A 14,073-nucleotide genomic window follows, 5' to 3' on the forward strand; every position below is an offset into this window, starting at 1 on the left:
TGATTGGAATGATAATAGTACTTTGTCTAGTTGGATGTACAAGCCCCGTAGTACAAGTACAGAAGCCTGAAGTCCAGGAGTCATTACTCGTACCTTGTACACGAGATACCCCTATACCAAGGGGTATAACCGGTGCCGATTTAGTCAGTACTCTAAAAGAGTGGCAAGACATGTATAGTACTTGTGCTGTAAGTAAGGATGCTTTGATCAAATCTATTTAATAAATTCAAAAGCGTCATTAAAACCACCTCGTAATTTCGTTAGAAATTTGACTGTGAGTGCCTCATACTCTCTAATTTTTTTCAAATTTTTATTATAATTCTCATGGCGAGTTTGCTTGTTTGATTCCATCAGATCTATTGCTAGAGTTTGAGTACTTGCCATGTATTTATCGAACTTTGTCATTACTTCGTATTGAAGTCGTGTTGTCTCATCATTTAAACGTGCTTTCCAGTATCCGAGTAAGACTAGATGGTGAGGTATTTCATAGGATGCCTCGACAATAATTGAGCTAATTTTATTAATTTCATTTGTTGCTCTCTGCACTTGCATTTCGTTGTCGTTATCGATTGCATCTTTCAATAATTCTAAATTTCCAATCAACATAGCGTTGTTTAGGAAGACTTTGTTGTAACAACTGCAAATGTCAGCAGCAATTTCAACAGCTTTATCATTTGTTTTAGTTGAAAACCAATTTAATGCCTTAAAAGCAGCAACTATTGCTGTGCTTGCTGTTAAACAAGCCATCATTGACGTTACGATGGGAGCTGTAAAATAATTCAAAAACAGCAAGTCATAATAAATTGGTAATATAGCACCTAGACAGAAACAAATTACGTGAGATGTTTTCAATTTTTCAAATTTTTTAAGTTTATTCATTGCTTTTTTAAAGACCATTTAAGTACCCAATCATATCAAAGGAAATATTTTATTTTATAAATCACATTGAATTTATTGTATTGCTAAGTTCATAAAAGAACAATCAAGTACTTAAAAATTTCTTAACTATTAAGCGGTTTCAGTAATTTAATAATTTTAAAATAATAATGATACGCATTATCTTGTGTTTAATACTTGTCAAAACCGTGGTCATCGGACAGGCGCAAAATCCGTGGAAAGAGTGTAATACCGCGCGCATGGAGCAAGACGGCATTCGCCTTGCGCGTCGCAGCAGCGGGGGCGGGGCGGTATTTCATGATTTGGGCAATACCTGCTTCACCTTTATGGCGGGCAAGCCCGAATATGATAAAAGCGTATCGACGCAGATTATCCTTAACGCGCTGAAAAGTTTAGGTATAACCGCCAGTGCTTCAGGGCGTAACGATTTAGTGGCGCTTACGGCGCAGGGCGAACGCAAAATTTCCGGTTCGGCCTATCGCGAGACTCAGCACAGCGGTTTTCATCACGGCACGTTATTACTTGATGCCGATTTAAGCCGTTTGGCAAATTATCTGAATCCGGACCCAAAAAAATTGCTCGCGAAGGGGATTGCTTCCGTGCGTTCGCGGGTGGCTAACTTGAGCGAATTGGCGCAGGGCATCGATCATCTAAAAATCTGCGAGGCGATCGCCGAGGCGTTTTTCGACTATTACGGCGCGCGGGTGCAGCCCGAAATAATCTCCCCTGACGTCTATCCTGATCTGCCCGGCTTTGCCGAACAGTTTGCCAAACAAAGCAGCTGGGAATGGAATTTTGGTAAAGCGCCCGCTTTTAGTCACGAATTAAATGAACGCTTTATTTGGGGCGGTGTAGATATCTATTTCGATATTGAAAAAGGGTTTATCAGTCGCGCCAAGTTATTTACCGACAGTCTTAATCCCGAGCCGTTAAATGATTTTGCCCAGCGGTTAGTCGGAAGAAAATATCACACCGAAGAGGTCATGCAGGTATGCGAGTTGTCTTCGCTGGCGTTTCCGCAGCATCGGGTTGAACTGCAACAGCTGGCCGAATGGATGGCGAGTTGTATAAGGTAGCGCCTGACAAGAACTATTGGCGCAACTTTATTTATCTACCAAGTTGAAGAGTGCGCCGAATGACTAATTCATTCCTGAAAGTAATGCATTCATTCCCACCAGTAATGGGTGTATTGATAAAGTTAATCGGTGTATTAAGTTAATCTAATATTTAAACAAATCACTAAGCTTAAGTTAAATATAAATGTGCGGCTTTTGTTAATAAACTGTACGAATTGTATATTATTCAAACAGCAAGCTGAAAAGCTTATTAGTCTGGTTTAGATAATCACAACATAATACTTTTCTGAAAAATAGACATCTTCTAAATAATACGACTAATTCGCAATTATATGTAAGGTAATTGATTACTTCTACTTTAGGAACTATCGTATAGTCATCTATCAACCAAGCTTCTGGCAGGCTAATATATAACGAGATGGCTTTATGATATTGATTTCAATGATTTACGCAACATCGCAAGACAATATACTCGGTCATAAAAAAACCATTCCCTGGCAGGCTAAAGGTGAACAGGCACGTTTTATTGCTGCAACGCAAAACAAGCTGGTTGTAATGGGAAGACTCACCTATGAAACCCATTTTCGCAGGGTCCCCAGTGAAAACATCATCGTTCTAAGTTCTCATCCTATAGACGATCCGCAGGTTAAAAGGGCGCACTCATTAGACGAGGCTTTATTGATTGCTCAAGAGCAGGGGAGAACGGAGCTGGTGATTACGGGCGGTGCCAAGCTGTATAACGAGGCGGTGAAGATTTGTCATGTAATATACAAATCCACCGTGCTGGTTAATGTTATTGGCGACGTTTATGGCCCCAAGATCCCGACGGAAAGATTCAAGCTGGTGTGGGTCAAGAATATAAAGGAGAACCCAGCCTATTCTTATCAAACTTTTGTCATTAAGGAGTTTGAGAATAAAAAATTAACGGCTGACTTCGGCCTGTTGGTCGTTTGAGAGGTTTGACGGGGATAACGCCCAAACTAACGCGGCAATCCATCCAATAAGCGTCCAGCCAAAGAGTAGATTCAAGCCAAAGATAGCAGGCAACCTGGAATGTTTTTTGTGATCGGCAATCAGAAAGGGAAGCAAGTATCCCGCACAGGCCAGAATCACGGCGATGGGGACGAGCATTTGGCCAGTAGTCATGAGTAATTCACTGATAATAATGTGGTAATTTCTCTACTTTAAAAGCGTTAATTTTGAAATTCAACGACTGTTGCATCTGTTAACAAAGTTGTATTTTTTTTGAACTCACACACGTTTCAGCATTAAATCTGGCTCTGTCAGGGTAAATATAGCGTTTTACCCTGACAAAGCATTTCAATCTCTTAAGCCTGCCAGCCCAATCCTAAACTCTTCTGCAACGCCACATAGTCCAGCGCCAAATCGGTCTGCGACTGAATACGCTTTTGGCTCGCATCAAGCTGGGTGCGCTGGGTGTCCAGCACGTCAATCAGGCTGGCAACGCCCGCCCTGTAACGTTGCTGCATCAGCTTCTGGTCGCGATCGGTGCTGCTTTCTACGTTGAGATAATTAACCAGCGTCTGGCGCTGTTCGCCATAGCGCGACAGTGAGCCGTTAGCGTCACGCAGCGCATCGAGCACGGTTTTTCGCCACTGTGCCTCGGCTTCGTCACGCTGTGCCTTGGCAACGTTGATTTGCGAGCGAATTCGGCCAAAATCGAGAATATTCCACTGTAGCATCGGCACCAGTAACCAGGTTTTATTGTTGGTGTCGAAGACGTTATCGCCGCTGTCACTGCTGAAGCCGAGAATACCGCGCAGGGTGATTTTCGGATAAAGATCGGCAACGTGCTCGCCAATGGTGGCGTTACTGGCAGCAAGTTTGCGTTCGGCGCTGCGAATATCCGGACGATGGCGTATCAACGCAAGAGGATCACCGACATTCACCTGCTGCGGCTGAGCAGGAAGTTTGACCGCGCCCGCCAGCACGGAATCCAGCGCACCCGGCGTCAGGCCGGACAGAAACGCCAGCTGGTCTTTGTAATCAGTGATTTGCGCCCGCTGGTTTGGCAACGTTGCCTGACTGTTTTCGAGCTGGGTTTGCAGACGATTCACGTCGCTCTCGTTTGCCGCGCCGCGCGCCTGCCGCTGCTGAGTCAGAGTCAGCATCTGCTGTTGCAGCGCAATATTTTGCTGCAAATTGGCGAGCTGCTCCTGTGCGCCGCAAAGCTTCAGGTAGTTGCTCGCGACTTCTGCCGCAATCGCCACTTGGGTATCGGCAAGGCTGGCTTCGCTGGCCTGCTGATTGGCACGGCCCGCCTCGGTAGTACGACGCTGCTGTCCAAACAGGTCCAACTCCCAACTGGCGTCGAAGCTGCTGCTGTAAAGATTCAACGGATTATCGATAGGCAAACCGGCGGTGCTGTTAGGCAGACCGGCACGTACGGCAGTGCCTGTCGCATCGAGTTTCGGCAGCTGCTGGGCGCGATCGCCAGCCAGCGAGGCGCGCGACTGTTGCAGCCGTGCGCGGGCAATGGCCATGTCCGGGTTATGCTGCATCGCCTGCACAATGAGCTGGCTGAGACGTTGATCATGAAACGCCAGCCACCACTGCGATTGCGCCTGACCCGTGCTGACTCCGGCGTTTGGCAGCCGGGCAAATTTATCACTTAGAGGCAGCTTGGGCGCGCCTTGATAATCGGGACCCACGGCGCAACCCGCCAGCAGCAAGGCCAGGGCGCTTAATGATGCTAATTTAGCTAGGTTTTTATTCATCTTTTTTCACTTGTTTGATAGTCGCGGCGCGCGCAGCAGCAGCGCCAGCGGAATACAGCACACCAGCGCGATACCCAATACGAAAAACGATTCGGAATAGGTCATCACCAGCGCCTGCTGTGAAATTTCGTTCGCCAGCTGGCCGAAAGCCTGCATTTTGGCGTGCACCATGTCGCCGCTTTGGCTGAAAAATTGTCCCGCACTGCCCGACATTCGGCTCTCTGCCAGCGGTGAATTGGCGGTCACCGATTCACGGATAATGTCGTCATGCAGCTTTCTTTGCCTGTCGATAAAGATGCCCATCAACGCCAGCCCGACCGAACCGCCAAGGTTACGCATCATGTTGTATAGCCCCGCGGCGTCGGCGACCTCATCATCATTTACCGCCGCCATCGACGCCTGATTCAGTGGCATCATCGCCATGATTTGCCCCGCACCGCGCAGTAACTGCGACCAGAAGAAGTCATCGCCGGTGCTCTGGGTGGTTAAGGTAATATCAAGAAAGCAGCTGGCCGCAAAAAGCACAATGCCCGTAATCACCAGCATGCGGCTGTCGACATTGCGCAGTAATTTGGGCAGCACCGGCATCAGCATCAGGCTCGGAATTCCCGAGATAAGCAGCACCATGCCCGCCTGCTGGGCGTTGTAGCCCGCAATGTTGCTGAGAAACTGGGGCAGTAAATAGAGCACGCAGTAAAGCCCCATGCCGACCACAAAGACGATCAGTAACACGCTAACGAAGCGCGCATTGCGCAGCAGCGAAAGGCGGATCACCGGCTTTTTGGCAGTAAACTGCGAAATGCCGAGCAGGATAAAACCGATTACCATGGCGATGGTCAGCCAGACAATAAAGGTCGACTCAAACCAGCGATCGCGCTGACCCTCTTCGAGCACGACCGTCAGGCAGCTCAGGCCCAGACTAAGGCCCGCAATGCCCAGCCAATCGGCTTCTTTGAAGCCTTCCCAGTGCGGTTTCTCTTTCGGCAGGCCACCTAACAGCAGCGCCATCAAACCAATGCCGACCGGCAGATTGAGGAAAAAACACCAGTTCCAGGAGACGTTTTCCGCCAGCCAACCGCCGAGTACGGGACCCATCACCGGCCCGAGGATCACGATGACGCCAAAAATCGACATCCCGAGCGGCAGCTGTCGACGGGGCAGGCGGGTGCGGATAATCATCTGCGTGGTCGGGATCATCGCGCCGCCCACAAAACCTTGTCCGACGCGACCAAAAATCATCTGCGTAAGGCTGCCCGACGTGCCGCAAATCACCGAAAATACGATAAATAACAGCGCGCACCACAACAGAAAATTACGCAGGCCAAGCAGGCGACTGAGCCAGGCAGCGAGGGGAATCATCACAATTTCCGACAAGAGATAACCGGTCGAAATCCAGGTCCCCTCCGTGCCCGTCGCGCCAATTTCGCCCTGAATTTGCGGCAGCGCGGAGTTGGTTATTGAAATATCCAGCGTCGCCATTAACGCACCCAGCGCCCCGGCAAAAACGGCAATCCAGTCAGTGATCGAGGCGCTTTCCTGTGGCGCCTGCTGGCCGACAATGGCGCTGCTGCTCATGGCTGCGCCTGTTGCTGTTGCTGCTGCGGTTGAGTATTAACATCAACCGTCACCGACATCCCCGCCAGCAGGCGTTGCACCGCCTCGCTGTTGTCGGTAATCCGAATGCGTACCGGCACGCGCTGCACGATTTTGGTAAAGTTGCCGGTGGCGTTATCCGGCGGCAGCAGGGCAAACAGCGAACCCGTGCCCGGCGCGAAACTGTCGACCACGCCAGTAAAATCATGGCTTGGGAAAGCATCGACATGCAGCGTGGCAGGCTGGCCGGGCAGCATGTGGGTCAGCTGAGTTTCTTTAAAATTGGCGACTAGATAGAGGTCATGTTCAGGCACCACGGTGAGCAAACGGGTGCCGGGTTGCACGTATTGACCCACGCGAACGGCGCGATCACCCACGCGGCCATCGAGCGGGCTATAAATTATCGTGCCACGGAAATCGATATTGGACTGCGCGCGATTCGCCTGCGCGGAAGCTAACTGCGCCTTGGCCTGCTCGATTTGCGCGTGCATGGATTGAATCTGCGCCGACGCCGATTTTACCGCCGCCACGTTGGCATCAAAATCGGCCTGTGCCTGATCACGACTGCGACGTAGTTCGGCCAGTTTCTCCTGATTTTCTGCGCCACTGGCCGCGAGCGGCAAATAGCGCTGATATTCATGATTTGAATAGTTGAGCTGCACCTTGGCGGCGCGCTGTTGCGCCTGCGCCTCTTCAATCTGAGCATTTTGGCGATTAATTTCAGCATTGGCCTGATCGATAGCCGCCTGATCCGCCAAAATAGTGGCGCTCGCCTGATTGAGTCGCGCCTGATACTGGTCGTCTTCAATCTGCACCACAGGATCGCCCGCTTTCACCCACTGGTTATCTTTCACCAGCACCTTAGCGACATAGCCCGAAATTTTTGGCGCGAGGGTCACGCTATCGGCCTGAATGTAGGCGTCGTCCGTCGATTCATTGTAACGAGCGAAGAGATACCAATAGGCGAAAGCCAGCACCGCAATTAACGCGACACCCAAGGCGAGGCGCAGCAAGATTCGACGCTTTTTACTTTTTTGCGGACGAGGCTGAGGCGTCTCGACGGATTCTGGTGTTGGCGCCGATGAGGCGTTAATAGAGGCAAGTAGCAAAGTGAAAACCTTATCGATGAAATTATTCCGGTTGAGATAAATATTCCAAACGGTACATTTGTGTCAAGTGATATAGTTTTATTATGTCATTTGACTGTTATAATTCGCATGTTTTGCTACAGGAATGGATTAATGACTGATAACGCTTTTCCCAAACTGTTGCGTCATCCTCCGTCCGGCGGTTATGCCCGGGGGGATGAAACTCGGCAACGCATTATCGACAGCGCTATCGTGCTGTTTGGCGAGCTGGGCTTCGAAGGGGCATCAACTCGCGCAATCGCCCGTCACGCGGGCGTTAACACGCCGGCGTTGCAGTATTATTTTGAAAATAAAGAGGGGCTTTACATCACCTGCGCAGACTCGTTGGCGACGGAGAGCTACCAATGGTTTGCCCCTTTGCTGGAGCGTATCGAGCTAAATAAACAGCCTGATAACGAAGCCTGCATCGAGATGTTTTGCCAAATGCTCGAAACCGTTCTTGAACGGGTGTTGAACAATAATTCGGTGCATCAACGGCGGTTGTTCCATGTGCGCATCAAGATGGGGCAGGGGCCGGAAAAGGCCGCCGGTGTTTTCAACGAGAAGTTGATTAATCATATTCATCTTGCTGGCGTAACGCTGGTGGCGCGCGTTTGTGGAACCTCTGCTGATGACGAGCTCACGCAAATCAGAACGCTGGCGCTGTTTGGTCTAGCGACGACTTTTTACACCATTAAACATCCGCTTTATAACGCCGAGCCGGAAAATGGCAGCGCGGAACAGGAAAACAGCCAGTTTTTGGCAGAGAAAAGGGCGCTGATAAAAAGCACCGTGCGCGAACAGTGTCAGGTCCTGATGCGCAGCTGGCAGGTTAAATAGACCCGCTATTTTGGCACGCCGGACGAAAAGGATGGCTGTAAAGAGGCCTCCCTCAAGGAGAAAAGTATGCCGCAATTTGAACATCACTATTTCGACCGGCTCACCGGTTTTTACACCGAGCTCCAGCCAACGCCCCTCATGGGCGCGCGCCTGCTGTATCACAGCGCGCCGCTGGCCGCCGAGTTGGGGCTGGATCCAGAACTGTTTAGCGCCGAAAACACGGCTTACTGGAGTGGAGAAAAGCTGTTTGACGGCATGAAACCGCTGGCACAAGTTTACAGCGGCCATCAGTTTGGTGTCTGGGCCGGACAGCTCGGCGACGGGCGCGGCCTGCTGCTTGGCGAGCAGAAATTGCCCGATGGCCGTGTTATGGACTGGCACCTCAAAGGGGCCGGATTAACGCCTTATTCGCGCATGGGCGATGGCCGCGCGGTGCTTCGTTCGGTGATTCGCGAGTTCTTAGCCTCTGAGGCGCTGCATCATCTTGGCATTCCGACCACCCGAGCGCTAACTATCGTAACCAGTAACGATCCCGTTTATCGTGAGCAAACCGAGCGCGGCGCCATGCTGATTCGCGTTGCGCCGAGCCACATTCGTTTTGGTCATTTTGAACATTTTTACTATCGCAAACAGCCGGAGCAGGTCAAACAGCTGGCTGATTATTGCATCGAACATTTTTGGCCACAGTTAACAGGTAAAGATGATGCCTATCAACTGTGGTTTACCGAGGTGGTAGAGCGCACCGCGACGCTGATGGCCAAATGGCAGAGTGTGGGCTTTGCGCACGGCGTGATGAATACCGATAACATGTCGATTCTTGGCCTGACGCTCGATTTCGGCCCTTATGGTTTTCTTGATGACTACCAGCCCGATTTTATCTGCAATCACACGGATAATCAGGGGCGTTACAGCTTCGATAATCAGCCTTCGGTAGCTTATTGGAATTTACATCGACTGGCGCAGGCGTTGTCAGGATTAATGTCAACCGAGCAGTTACAGACGGCGTTGGCGGCCTATGAACCGGCGCTGATGAGCGAATATGGTCAGCTGATGCGCGCCAAACTTGGGTTATTCACCCAAAGCAAAGAGGACAATAACATCCTCACGGGCCTGCTTAGCCTGATGGCGACAGAAGGGCGCGATTATACGCGTACCTTCCGTTTGCTAAGTGAAACAAGGCAAAACGAGGCGCAGTCTTTATTGCGCGATGAGTTTATCGACCGCGAAGCCTTTGACAACTGGTATCAGGCTTATCGTCAGCGACTGCTCGAGGAAAACGTCGACGACGCGACCCGTCAGGCGGCGATGAAGCAGGTTAATCCGCGGATTATTTTGCGTAATTATCTGGCCCAGCAGGCGATAGAAGGGGCCGAAAAAGATGATATTACTGCTTTGGAACTCCTTCATCAGGCGCTGCAACAGCCGTTTAGCGATGACCCGCGCTTTGATGCGCTGGCCGCGCTGCCGCCGGATTGGGGCAAACATCTTGAAGTCTCCTGTTCAAGCTAATGGTAAAAACTGATCCCACCCGCTAATACCGCTGACAAAAAAGCGCCCTGGAATTGACTCTTCGGGCGCTTTTTTATTGTCTTAACTTTTTATCGTCTTAGCTTTTTATTTACGAAGCTTTTATCGTCGTCGCTTTTTATTTTCGTAAAAATATCTGCGGTACCGGGCTTTCGGGGTGATGGATAACCCCTAAATCGGCGCGATACCAGCGCTGTAATATCTCGGTTTGCAGCACCTCTTGCGGCGTTCCCGCCGCGACTAATTCGCCCTCATGCAGCAACAAAATTCGGTCGGCATACAGCGCGGCTAAATTCAAATCATGCAGCACGCAGCAGACCGCCAGTGGCGACTGTAGCGTCAGCTGATGCAATAATCTCAGGCTATGCTGTTGATGATAAAGGTCTAACGCCGAGGTGGGCTCATCCAGAAACAGCCAGCGAGGCGTTGGCGTAGCGCTCCAGAGTTGGATTAACACTCGCGCAAGCTGCACTCGCTGCTGCTCGCCACCGGAAAGCTGGCGATAGTCGCGATCGGCCAGAGTCAGACAGTCGGTTTGCTGCATGACCTGTTGCAGGGCGTGCTGTAGCTGGGCGTTATTGTGTGGCGAACGGCCAAGGCTAATCACTTCGCGTACGCTGTAACCAAAGGCTAAATCACTGTTTTGACGCATGACGGCGCGGGTGCGTGCCAGCGCCAGCGGCTCCCACTGGTTGAGCGGTTTGCCTAGCAGTTCACAATCGCCCGCTTCCGGCGATAGATAACCCGTTAACAGCCGCAACAGGGTGGATTTTCCTGCGCCGTTCGGGCCAATTAACGCCACCAGTTCGCCACTTGCCAACTCAAGCGAAATGTCTTTTATCAGCCGTTTGTTGCCTGTCGAATAACTCAATTTGTGGGCCGAAAGATGCCCGCGTTCAGCCGATTCAGCCACGACGTTGTCCTCCGGCGCGCAAAATCAGCCACAGAAAATAGGGTCCGCCAAGCAGTGCCGTGAGCAGGCCAACCGGCATCTCGGCAGGCGCGACCAGCGTGCGTGCCAGCGTGTCGGCGAGCAACAGCAGACAGGCTCCACCCAGCGCCGAGCCGGGCAGCAACCAGCGATGATCGGCACCAATTTGCATCCGCAACAGGTGAGGGATTACCAGCCCGATAAAGCCAATAATGCCGCACACCGCCACTGACGCACCAACCAGCAGCGCGGAAAGTAACAGCAAAATGCGCTGCGTTTGGCGTACGTTAACGCCGAGATAATGCGCGTCTTCGTCGCCTAATTGCAGCAGATTGAGTTTGCGGGCCAAGAACTGCGTGGCGATGCTGGCGGGGATAATCACGGAGGCGGCGACGGTCAGCGTTGACCACTGCGCTTGCCCGAGCGTGCCCATGCTCCAGAGCGAAAACTGTCGCAACTGACTGTCATTACTCACATAAGTCAGCACGCCAACCGCCGCGCCGCAAATCGCATTGATGGCAATTCCCGCCAGCAGCAGGCGAGAAAGCCCGTTATCCCCCATACGGCTGAGCAGAAAAACGATAAATGAGATAGCCAGACTGCCGCAAAAAGCGCCAATCATCTGGCTGTACAGGGCGAATACGCCGAACAAGGGCAGGGGAAAAACGATGATCAGCGCGACAAAGAGCGCGGCTCCGCTGCTTATCCCGAGCAGGCCCGGGTCGGCAAGCGGATTGCGAAAAACCCCCTGCATGACGGTGCCGGAGCACGCCAGCCCGCAGCCCACCACCATCGCCAATAAAACGCGTGGTAGCCGAATAGTGACCCAAATCTGCCACAGCTGTTGATCAAAAGGTTGATGCAGCAGGGTAGAGATTGAAAGGGCAATTGCGCCGCTGTTGGCGGCGATGAGCGCCAGAATTATCAGCAGTGAAATCAGCCCGAGTAACACCCAGACTTGAGAAGGAAGACGCCGCGCGTGCGGCGTACTCATGCTGCTCATTCTACCTGTTCCGCCGCCTGACGCAGTTTGGCGAGCACCGCAGGCGTCTCGAGTCCGAAGCCCAGCAGCGCCATATCATCAACAATTAATACCCGTTTGTTGCGTCCGGCGGGAGTCATTGCAAGGCCCGGCAGCTTCCAGACGTTATCGATGCCGCCCAGCGTTTTGACGCCGTCGCTGGTTAATAGCAGCAAATCGGGCGCGGCGGCCACGATGCCTTCCTGCGAAAGCGGGCGATAACGGCTGAATCCCTGCATCGCATTTTGCGCGCCTGCCGACGTTATCATTGAGTCGGCCGCCGTGTTTTGTCCGGCCGCCATCGAACTCATTCCGCCGTGGCTCATAATAAACAGCACTTTGGCGTGCAACGGTGCACCTTTAACGGCGTCAATCTGCTGGCGATAATCGCTGATCAACTTTTCGCCCTGCGCCTGACGGTTAAGCGCTGCGGCCACCACTTCAATTTTTTGCACGACGGTATCGAGCGTTGGATTACCCGGCACGCGCACGACTTTGACGTCGCTCTGTGCAACCTGTTGCAGCGCCAGCGAAGGCTGCGCCAGCTCGGAACTCAACACCAGCGTAGGTTTGGTCGATAAAATCCCTTCTGCATTGAGCATGCGCATGTAGCCAACATCAGGCAATTTGGTTGCCTGATCGGGATGGGTGCTGGTGCTATCACGGGCGACAAGTTCATTGCCTGCGCCAAGCGCATAGACGATTTCGGTGACATCTCCGCCGATACTGACCACCCGCTCAGCGGCCTGTGCCGACACCATTGCCGTCAGCAGCAGTCCGGTCAGGGCTAGTTTGCCGATTTTTTTCATGCGTCGACAACCTGTTGATTGATAGCTGAATTTTGGCTGTTAGCGGATTTCTGACCCAGCGCAGAGATCTGATCGCGCCACACGCTTTGCTCCGGCTGACCTTCGGTACGTTGGCCGAACAGCTGGGCAATTTGGCTACCGTCGGCGGCGAAGAGCTCAAGGCTAGTGACGAAACCGTCTTTGGTCGGTTTACGCGTTACCCAGCTTTCGGCAATCGCCGTTTCCACCACGTGCAGCGTAAAGCGGCTGTTAAAGACATTGATCCAATCGCCATGAGGCATAACTTTTTCAATCTTGCCGGTGAAAATCTGCACGCAGCCTTTATTGCTGATGAAAATCATGATTTCATTTTGATCGTGCTGGGCCTGATTCAAGATTTGCGTCAGCGCGTCGTTATCAACCTGATAAGCTAAATCTTGCTTAACCGCGCGAAAAGCCTGTTGGCGGGTGAGTTGTCGACGGCGCAAGATTTGGAAAAACTGATGTACGTCAGTCATTTCACGCCATTCTGCGTCTAATCCTTCCACATTGCTTTCAACCGTCGTAGCGGCTTCAGCGGGCTGTACAACAAGCGGCAATGCAGATTTTGCGGCATATTGCTCAACCAGCGCGGTCCATTTTGGCAGGTCAGTTTCATCGGTTGCATAGGTTTTGTGCACGGCATTTCCCTGTGCATCGAAAAACTGCAAGCTGTGACGAGGACCTGTTGGCGAAGCTTCTGTGAGCGCAAAAATCGACTGCCACTGGCTAAGGAACAGGCGTAAATCCAGCGCGCGTGGATTCAGTACTAATCCCGCATGACCATTCAGATGCTGATTTTTGTATTCTCCCTGCTGCTCATGAACGGCGAATTCATTACGGGTAATTGACTTGGTGCCCCCCACATTTTCAAGCGCCGCAAGCAAAGTGCGGGCATCAATATCAAGCCGAACGGCATCCTGCCCCACGCGTGCCTGAGTCAGCCCGGCTTCGCTGGTGCCTAAGATGACGGCGAGGTCGCGCGCATATTTCCCGGGATTTTGTTCTTTAGCTTGCTGATAATTTTCATAACTGACTGTTTTTGATTGGGCTGTTTTATTATTGGCTGCGTTATTACTTGATGCATTATTAGTCGCTAAAGTCATGGCGGGCTTCTCGCAAAGGAATAGGGACACTAAAAACAAATAGGGACACTAATCTTGATGTTAATGGTAATTACTCTCAACTTGATAATCATTATCAATTTAATAAAGCGTTACATCAAGTTCTATTTCATGGCTAAGAGAGGTACAGAGGGCCGTCAGGGCTGGCCTGCGAGTCCGTTTGTTACAACTTGAAATGCTAAAAGAGGCGGTGAAGCCTCTTTATAAACAGAAAATTTACTCTTTGAATTTGAAAAGATTGCAGACCCAAGGCGTTTCACCGCTCAAAGCCTAGGCAGCTATAAGCGGTAACTAACTATTACGTCAACAAAACCAAGTCTTCAAACAAGTCTACGTAACCAAGTCTACATAACTAAATCTACGTAACTAAAT

The 14,073-nt window shown here is 51.3% G+C and carries 12 protein-coding genes and 3 pseudogenes; 5 read left to right on the forward strand and 10 right to left on the reverse strand.

The features are described 5' to 3' along the window. The first annotated feature begins 8 nt into the window (after positions 1-8). Positions 9-221, forward strand: coding sequence for an Rz1-like lysis system protein LysC (gene lysC, locus SC206_RS22105; RefSeq protein ID WP_442976141.1), 213 nt, complete (start codon positions 9-11; stop codon positions 219-221). Here the strand turns inward: lysC and SC206_RS19145 are convergent. Further along, positions 214-897, reverse strand: coding sequence for a hypothetical protein (locus tag SC206_RS19145; protein ID WP_332739778.1), 684 nt, complete (start codon positions 895-897; stop codon positions 214-216). The two genes, lysC and SC206_RS19145, sit on opposite strands and share 8 nt — an antisense overlap. Positions 898-1,082: 185 nt before the next feature. Here SC206_RS19145 and SC206_RS19150 point away from each other — a divergent pair. Both SC206_RS19150 and SC206_RS19155 read left to right on the forward strand, forming a co-directional pair. Further along, a pseudogene (locus tag SC206_RS19150) lies at positions 1,083-1,973 on the forward strand (lipoate--protein ligase); the annotation flags it as partial. A gap of 426 nt (positions 1,974-2,399) precedes the next feature. Further along, positions 2,400-2,927 (forward strand): dihydrofolate reductase, encoded by a 528-nt coding sequence (locus SC206_RS19155; protein WP_332739781.1) that lies wholly within the window; start codon positions 2,400-2,402, stop codon positions 2,925-2,927. On the opposite strand, the gene SC206_RS19160 is transcribed toward SC206_RS19155, so the two are convergent. From SC206_RS19160 to SC206_RS19175, 4 genes are all read right to left on the reverse strand, one after another. After that, a complete protein-coding gene (locus SC206_RS19160) occupies positions 2,895-3,119 on the reverse strand; it encodes a superinfection immunity protein (protein ID WP_332739783.1) in 225 nt (74 codons plus the stop codon). The two genes, SC206_RS19155 and SC206_RS19160, sit on opposite strands and share 33 nt — an antisense overlap. 182 nt (positions 3,120-3,301) lie before the next feature. After that, a complete protein-coding gene (locus tag SC206_RS19165; protein WP_332739785.1) occupies positions 3,302-4,711 on the reverse strand; it encodes an efflux transporter outer membrane subunit in 1,410 nt (469 codons plus the stop codon). A 6-nt stretch (positions 4,712-4,717) separates the two neighbouring features. After that, on the reverse strand, positions 4,718-6,286 hold the full coding sequence (locus SC206_RS19170) for a DHA2 family efflux MFS transporter permease subunit (RefSeq protein WP_332739787.1): 1,569 nt from the start codon (positions 6,284-6,286) through the stop codon (positions 4,718-4,720). Then, positions 6,283-7,413: an HlyD family secretion protein gene (locus SC206_RS19175; RefSeq protein WP_332739789.1), complete on the reverse strand. Its 1,131-nt coding sequence runs from the start codon at positions 7,411-7,413 to the stop codon at positions 6,283-6,285. Before SC206_RS19175 ends, SC206_RS19170 begins: the two co-directional genes overlap by 4 nt. 132 nt (positions 7,414-7,545) lie before the next feature. On the opposite strand from SC206_RS19175, the gene SC206_RS19180 reads away from it, so the two are divergent. After that, complete coding sequence (locus SC206_RS19180) at positions 7,546-8,271, forward strand: CerR family C-terminal domain-containing protein (protein ID WP_332739791.1); 726 nt, start codon at positions 7,546-7,548, stop codon at positions 8,269-8,271. A 66-nt stretch (positions 8,272-8,337) separates the two neighbouring features. Beyond that, entirely contained in the window at positions 8,338-9,780 is a 1,443-nt protein-coding gene (locus SC206_RS19185) for a protein adenylyltransferase SelO (RefSeq protein ID WP_332739793.1), read from the forward strand. A 136-nt stretch (positions 9,781-9,916) separates the two neighbouring features. Here SC206_RS19185 and SC206_RS19190 read toward each other — a convergent pair whose 3' ends face one another. The 5 genes and pseudogenes from SC206_RS19190 to SC206_RS22115 all read right to left on the reverse strand — a co-directional run. After that, positions 9,917-10,711, reverse strand: a complete 795-nt coding sequence (locus SC206_RS19190) for a heme ABC transporter ATP-binding protein (RefSeq protein ID WP_332739795.1) — start codon at positions 10,709-10,711, stop codon at positions 9,917-9,919. Then, complete coding sequence (locus tag SC206_RS19195) at positions 10,704-11,732, reverse strand: FecCD family ABC transporter permease (protein WP_332739797.1); 1,029 nt, start codon at positions 11,730-11,732, stop codon at positions 10,704-10,706. The genes SC206_RS19190 and SC206_RS19195 overlap by 8 nt, the downstream gene beginning before the upstream one ends. Continuing rightward, the gene (locus SC206_RS19200; protein WP_442976142.1) at positions 11,729-12,511 is read right to left on the reverse strand and encodes a heme/hemin ABC transporter substrate-binding protein; all 783 of its coding nucleotides are present in this window, start codon (positions 12,509-12,511) and stop codon (positions 11,729-11,731) included. Before SC206_RS19200 ends, SC206_RS19195 begins: the two co-directional genes overlap by 4 nt. A gap of 44 nt (positions 12,512-12,555) precedes the next feature. After that, positions 12,556-13,074, reverse strand: a pseudogene (locus SC206_RS22110) (ChuX/HutX family heme-like substrate-binding protein); the annotation flags it as partial. Between the two features lie 80 nt (positions 13,075-13,154). Next, a pseudogene (locus tag SC206_RS22115) lies at positions 13,155-13,683 on the reverse strand (ChuX/HutX family heme-like substrate-binding protein); the annotation flags it as partial. Positions 13,684-14,073: the final 390 nt, after the last annotated feature.

Origin of the sequence: Rouxiella sp. T17 (assembly GCF_036663475.1) — a bacterium.
GTDB lineage: Bacteria > Pseudomonadota > Gammaproteobacteria > Enterobacterales > Enterobacteriaceae > Rouxiella.

Excerpts from the sequence above, each read along its gene's own strand:
- SC206_RS19160 (WP_332739783.1), bottom strand. The coding sequence starts at position 3,119 with ATGACTACTGGCCAAATGCTCGTCCCCATCGCCGTGATTCTGGCCTGT.
- SC206_RS19165 (WP_332739785.1), bottom strand. The coding sequence starts at position 4,711 with ATGAATAAAAACCTAGCTAAATTAGCATCATTAAGCGCCCTGGCCTTG.
- SC206_RS19180 (WP_332739791.1), top strand. The coding sequence starts at position 7,546 with ATGACTGATAACGCTTTTCCCAAACTGTTGCGTCATCCTCCGTCCGGC.
- SC206_RS19155 (WP_332739781.1), top strand. The coding sequence starts at position 2,400 with ATGATATTGATTTCAATGATTTACGCAACATCGCAAGACAATATACTC.
- lysC (WP_442976141.1), top strand. The coding sequence starts at position 9 with ATGATAATAGTACTTTGTCTAGTTGGATGTACAAGCCCCGTAGTACAA.
- SC206_RS19185 (WP_332739793.1), top strand. The coding sequence starts at position 8,338 with ATGCCGCAATTTGAACATCACTATTTCGACCGGCTCACCGGTTTTTAC.
- SC206_RS19170 (WP_332739787.1), bottom strand. The coding sequence starts at position 6,286 with ATGAGCAGCAGCGCCATTGTCGGCCAGCAGGCGCCACAGGAAAGCGCC.
- SC206_RS19195 (WP_332739797.1), bottom strand. The coding sequence starts at position 11,732 with ATGAGCAGCATGAGTACGCCGCACGCGCGGCGTCTTCCTTCTCAAGTC.
- SC206_RS19200 (WP_442976142.1), bottom strand. The coding sequence starts at position 12,511 with ATGGTGTCGGCACAGGCCGCTGAGCGGGTGGTCAGTATCGGCGGAGAT.
- SC206_RS19145 (WP_332739778.1), bottom strand. The coding sequence starts at position 897 with ATGGTCTTTAAAAAAGCAATGAATAAACTTAAAAAATTTGAAAAATTG.